This is a genomic window from Geobacillus thermodenitrificans subsp. thermodenitrificans DSM 465 (genome assembly GCF_000496575.1).
Lineage (GTDB): Bacteria > Bacillota > Bacilli > Bacillales > Anoxybacillaceae > Geobacillus > Geobacillus thermodenitrificans.
In genome coordinates, this window is sequence record NZ_AYKT01000041.1 from 1 (window position 1) to 4468 (window position 4468).

Below are 4468 nucleotides of genomic sequence, written 5' to 3' on the forward strand. Positions count from 1 at the left end.
ACCAACTAGCCAGAACCACCGATACCCGTTTTCGTTTTTATTGTACCACGGTTGTCGGGCGGCAAGAAAGGAGGTGACGAGGTTGACGAAGGCAGAGAAACGCCGTCGTCGCTTACAAGCAACACAAATTTACGACCGGCATTGCCGGCAGTGTCCAAAGGTCAACTCCAGCCTGTCGGTTTGTCGGGAATGTCCGTACCAACAGCGCATGCAAGAGCTTACCCGGCCACTATGGGAAGGAAACGATTTTGACCCGTATTTTCTTAGTCACAGGGTGGGACAGTGGTCGCGAGACGAGGATTTGTATATTCTCAACCATTACGGCGTGCTGCCATTAGAAACTATATCTGCCCGTACGGGACGGAGCGTACGCGCCATCCTCAAGCGCATTGAGGAACTCCAAAAGGCATGAAAAACGCCTCACTGGGGGAGTGAGGCGCTTCGCAAAAAAATGTTTCAACCTTTACCTTTCATGATAAGTCATCTACTCAAGAAAGGCAATGGGAGGAAGAAGATGGCGAGGGAAATTACTATCTCATATAGCACTAACAAGTTCGATCAGTGGCGCCTTACCCAATCTGGAGGAAGCATAGCGTTCAACAAAGCCGGTAGACCTGTTTTTCAGTTTAAAAACGCCTCCCAGTATCGTCGATATTTAGAGCTTAACGCACAACGCGAAAACTTTATGAAAGGGGAAGTCAAATGAACGTTTTACAAGAGTTTGAGTTGCAAGAGTTGGAAAATCAAGAGGAATTAAAGCAGCGTTTTCAGATTACCGGTATCGATAGCTTGAATTGGGCTTTCCGCAAGCTATCAGCATACAAAGCTAAAGCGGCAGAAGTTGAGCAATTAGCCAAAGCTGAACGTGAGCGCATTGATCGCTGGGAAGAAGAACAAAAGAAATCCATCCAGCAGAATATCGAGTTTTTCGAGCAGCTGATTCAGGAATACCATGCCAAAGTGCTACAAGCAGACCCAAAAGCAAAAACATTGTCTACACCTTATGGGAAATCAAAAGCCCGTAAAACCAAAGCGCAGCCAGAAAAAGCGGATGAAAACTTGCTTCTTCAACACGTCAAAGAAAACAGCATGACGGAGTTTATCAAAGAGTCAGTGAAATGGGGCGACCTCAAAAAGACGCTGAAAGTAGTCGAAGCCAATGGCCGACAAGTCGTCGTCGATGAAAATGGACAAGTTGTTCCAGGTGTCGTTGTGAAACCGGAGACCATCACATTCGGTGTGGAGGTAGAATGACATGGCCGAGCTAGTCGCAAAACAACAAACCAATTCCCTGTCGATCATCGAAAGTGTCGATATTGGCGCTGTTCAATCAACGCTTTCGAAAATAAATCAATTTCAACTAGTCATTCAGAACTCGTTAAAAAAAGATCACGATTACGGAGTTATTCCAGGCACTCCTAAACCAACATTGTTAAAACCAGGTGCAGAAAAGATTCAAATGTTGCTTGGTGTCACAAGTGAGTATGAAGTGATCGAACGTGTGCAGGACTATGATAATGGATTCTTCGCCTTCACGGTTCGTTGTGTCATCTACAAAGATGGGGTCAAGATTACAGAAGGACTTGGCCACTGCAATACACGTGAACCTAAGTTCTATAAAAAGAAGGACGGGCAGTTACAGGACCCATATGAAAAAGTGAACACGGTTTTAAAAATGGCCAAAAAACGTGCACAAATTGACGCAACATTGACACTAGCAAGCCTTTCCGAAATCTTTACGCAAGACATCGAAGACATGCAGGAATTTGTACAGACAGAACAAGTCGAAACAATGACAGCTCAGGATGCGGCACAAATCAAATTGACGTTCGGCAAATACAAAGGCAAGACATTGAAGGAAATTTACAAAGCACAGCCGGACTATCTCGAATGGCTGCTTAAACAAGACCGCACGGATCCAGTCATCAAGAAGGGCATTGAATTGATGTTCGAAGCTGTAAAACAACAAGCGCAACAAAAACAAGTGCAACAACAGCAACAATCGGAGCAACAAGCAGCACAACTAGAACCACAGCCAGATAATATCGACCCATTCGACGGTGAAGTAATTGAGATTAGTGACGATGACTTGCCTTTCGGTATGTAAGGTGAACCGAAGTGAATGGATATCTTATCAGAATCCCTGATTGTTATCGATGGATGGCTGCTGGGAATAAGAAATTGTACATTGCTTACGTTATTGGCTACGTCAAACGCAGCCATCCTAACTTAAAAGTGAAACAAATTAAAGGACGATATGCGATTTGCATCAAGAAGGAGTGAGCAAATGGGAGTCATTAGAGTACAGAAGAACAGCAACTATGTCGTGATGAATAAAACGGCCTTGCATGATCCACGTCTTAGCTGGAAAGCAAAAGGGCTCCATGCTTATATGCTTTCCATGCCTAATGATTGGAAATTCTATGATGACGAGCTAGTAAAGCACGCCAAAGACGGTAAAGACGCTTTGAAATCAGCTATTAAGGAACTGAAACAGTACGGATATATGAGGCGTGTACGTCGCCAAAACGAGCAGGGAAAATTCGAATGGGAAACCATCGTTTATGAAGAACCATATACGGAAAATCCATCGATGGAAAAACCATCAATGGAAAATCCATCGATGGAAAATCCGCAACTACTAAATAATAAAGAACTAAATAATAACTCACTAAACAATGAAGAACAATTAGATGTAGTAGTAGTAAATGCCCACCATTTCTACGAACAAAACTTTGGTCCTATGAGTCCTTTTATGGCTGAATGCATTCTCAAATGGGCAAACGACACGAGCGATGAAATTGTCATAGAAGCGATGAAACGAGCGCTTAAGCAACAGAAGAAATGGAATTACGCAGAGGGGATACTTCGCGAGTGGGTACAAAACAATCTACGCACGATAGAAGATATTGAAGCCTACGAGCGAGAGTTTCATAGAAAGCGAGAAGGAGTGAACGATCGTGAGGTTCACAAGCATCGCCGAGGTGTTAGCCGATCTACAAAAGAAGGCGGCAAGTCATATGAACAAATCCTCCGAGAAGCTGAAGCAGCCCGAAAAGCCTGGGGCGGATGAATATGAGTGCCCGATCTGCAAAGATACGGAATTGGTTTTGAAACGTGATGAATGGGGATACGAGTTTGCAAGTTTTTGTGAATGCAGAGAACGAAAAGCATGGAAGCGCCGATTCAAGCAAGCGCTCATTCCGGATGAGTTTATCCATGCTAATTTTGAAAATTTCAAGCGATCGACGCAGTATCAGCAAGATATGTACGATGCAACCATTAGCTACCTAAACGAATTCGCTGTTATTAAACACGATAACGGCACGACAAAGAAAATTTTGTCTGACAAAAATTTAGGGTTTATCGCTGTCGTGGGCGAGCAACGGCTCCGAGAACTGCCGGCTGGCGAGCGAGCAGAGGCAAAGAGACAGCATAACAATTTCGGCGTCGGTAAAACTCATTTACAAATTGCACTGGCCAAACGACTCATTAAAGACGGGTTTAATGTGTTGGTGGTTTCCGATGTCACATTCATGGACGAACTTATCCAGGCAAAGATGATGAACGACGAGGGAGAAACGCTCAATCGACTCCTGCATAGTGCGATTCACGCGGATGTGCTGGTGTGGGATGACATCGGGAAGGCGAAATGGTCCGAAGCGAAAGAGGCGTTATATTACAAAATCATAAATGAACGGTATCGGAAACAAAAACCAATCGTGTTCAACAGCAATGAGGATCGAGGGACATTGAGTGAAAAAATCGGCTATGCAGCTGCCAGTCGGCTGCTCGGGCAATGCGGTCCATATCTCTTGGAAGTAGAAGGCGAAGATTTCCGGCTGAAAGGAGCATAAAACATGTGTGTGAAATGCGACGGAACGGGGCGGCTATACACAAGAGTGATGAACGGGGCATGGTTAGTGGCATCCTGCGACTGCGAATACGCAGAAAAGGCCCGGCGAGAGCACGAGCGTGAGATGCAGGCATTTCGCAAGCGATTGGCGGAGGTGTGTGAACGCCTTGGCATAACCGCTGAATCATTGGAAGTTCGATAGAAAGAGGAAAGGGGGAGAGGGGACATGGAAGCCGGGGACTGGGTGCGGTGCGTTAATCGGAATCATTACGCTTATGGATGGATCGGGTACGTGAACTGGATCAAACCGCCGGAATGCAGCGTGATCTTCACGCGGACGAGGGACGGACAAAGAGTAAACCAAAAACGTCGGATGCTAATGAGCGAATTTGCCGTTATCAATGATATAGAAGAGTGGACAAGCCCGGAGTGGGAGGCGTTGATTAATCTCGCATTAGACATGCGCGACGAAGAATGGTTTCGAGAACTCACTGCTCGGAAAGGGGGTGAACGTGTTGATACTGTATAACAGCGTAAAAATGATGCAGGAGTTAAAACGCCAACACGTCATCCGTCAGTTGATCGAGATGGGCATACATGAGTACGAGGGAC

8 protein-coding genes are annotated in these 4468 nt (G+C 45.4%); all 8 read left to right on the forward strand.

Annotated elements, in window-relative coordinates; all coding sequences use genetic code 11:
* On the forward strand, nucleotides 1-412 hold a 412-nt coding region (locus tag DSM465_RS0117630), incomplete at its 5' end, for a hypothetical protein (protein ID WP_236620394.1).
* 102 nt (nucleotides 413-514) lie between these two features.
* Nucleotides 515-706 (forward strand): hypothetical protein, encoded by a 192-nt coding sequence (locus tag DSM465_RS0117635; protein WP_051358557.1) that lies wholly within the window; start codon nucleotides 515-517, stop codon nucleotides 704-706.
* Complete coding sequence (locus DSM465_RS0117640; RefSeq protein ID WP_029761945.1) at nucleotides 703-1254, forward strand: host-nuclease inhibitor Gam family protein; 552 nt, start codon at nucleotides 703-705, stop codon at nucleotides 1252-1254. The genes DSM465_RS0117635 and DSM465_RS0117640 overlap by 4 nt, the downstream gene beginning before the upstream one ends.
* Before the next feature lies 1 nt (nucleotide 1255).
* Nucleotides 1256-2107 (forward strand): exodeoxyribonuclease X C-terminal domain-containing protein, encoded by an 852-nt coding sequence (locus DSM465_RS0117645; RefSeq protein WP_029761946.1) that lies wholly within the window; start codon nucleotides 1256-1258, stop codon nucleotides 2105-2107.
* Nucleotides 2108-2287: 180 nt separating this feature from the next.
* Entirely contained in the window at nucleotides 2288-3073 is a 786-nt protein-coding gene (locus DSM465_RS0117655; protein ID WP_080320025.1) for a DnaD domain-containing protein, read from the forward strand.
* Nucleotides 3021-3857: an ATP-binding protein gene (locus DSM465_RS0117660; RefSeq protein WP_029761948.1), complete on the forward strand. Its 837-nt coding sequence runs from the start codon at nucleotides 3021-3023 to the stop codon at nucleotides 3855-3857. The genes DSM465_RS0117655 and DSM465_RS0117660 overlap by 53 nt, the downstream gene beginning before the upstream one ends.
* A 3-nt stretch (nucleotides 3858-3860) precedes the next feature.
* Nucleotides 3861-4058 (forward strand): hypothetical protein, encoded by a 198-nt coding sequence (locus DSM465_RS18520; protein ID WP_035498783.1) that lies wholly within the window; start codon nucleotides 3861-3863, stop codon nucleotides 4056-4058.
* Nucleotides 4059-4082: 24 nt separating this feature from the next.
* On the forward strand, nucleotides 4083-4385 hold the full coding sequence (locus tag DSM465_RS0117665) for an IDEAL domain-containing protein (protein WP_029761949.1): 303 nt from the start codon (nucleotides 4083-4085) through the stop codon (nucleotides 4383-4385).
* Nucleotides 4386-4468 lie beyond the last annotated feature (83 nt).

What these genes read in the sequence shown, in the direction of transcription:
- DSM465_RS0117655 (WP_080320025.1), top strand. Translation starts at nt 2,288, where the DNA reads ATGGGAGTCATTAGAGTACAGAAGAACAGCAACTATGTCGTGATGAAT.
- DSM465_RS0117635 (WP_051358557.1), top strand. Translation starts at nt 515, where the DNA reads ATGGCGAGGGAAATTACTATCTCATATAGCACTAACAAGTTCGATCAG.
- DSM465_RS0117640 (WP_029761945.1), top strand. Translation starts at nt 703, where the DNA reads ATGAACGTTTTACAAGAGTTTGAGTTGCAAGAGTTGGAAAATCAAGAG.
- DSM465_RS18520 (WP_035498783.1), top strand. Translation starts at nt 3,861, where the DNA reads ATGTGTGTGAAATGCGACGGAACGGGGCGGCTATACACAAGAGTGATG.
- DSM465_RS0117665 (WP_029761949.1), top strand. Translation starts at nt 4,083, where the DNA reads ATGGAAGCCGGGGACTGGGTGCGGTGCGTTAATCGGAATCATTACGCT.
- DSM465_RS0117660 (WP_029761948.1), top strand. Translation starts at nt 3,021, where the DNA reads ATGAACAAATCCTCCGAGAAGCTGAAGCAGCCCGAAAAGCCTGGGGCG.
- DSM465_RS0117645 (WP_029761946.1), top strand. Translation starts at nt 1,256, where the DNA reads ATGGCCGAGCTAGTCGCAAAACAACAAACCAATTCCCTGTCGATCATC.